General features: G+C 55.6%; 1 protein-coding gene. It reads right to left on the minus strand.

Annotation, left to right across the window (positions count from 1 at the left end; genetic code table 11):
- The coding region (locus DBY66_RS17745) for an RNA-guided endonuclease TnpB family protein (RefSeq protein WP_146745194.1) at positions 1-302 on the minus strand (302 nt) is incomplete at both ends.

The raw sequence follows: 302 nt of genomic DNA on the forward strand, positions 1-302 counted from the left end.
ACGCGGTCAGCCCGACCGCTTTTATATTCTTCGCGGCGTTTACGTCACGATCATGGTTAGCCCCGCACTCAGGGCAGATCCACGAACGAACGTTAAGCGCCATCTCTGGCATGGTATAGCCGCAACCGCTACAGCGTTTTGAGGACGGGAAAAACTGGTCAAGGGCGACCACGGATCGCCCCGACCATTCGCCCTTATATTCAAGCTGGCGCACGAATTCACCCCAGCCTGCGTCTGCTATCGCTCTGGATAGCTTCGGGTTGCGGATCATGTTCTTCACTTTCAGGGATTCGACGCAAACA

The organism is Pantoea sp. RIT413, assembly GCF_003057675.2.
In the GTDB taxonomy this organism is placed as follows: Bacteria; Pseudomonadota; Gammaproteobacteria; order Enterobacterales; family Enterobacteriaceae; genus Pantoea; species Pantoea eucrina.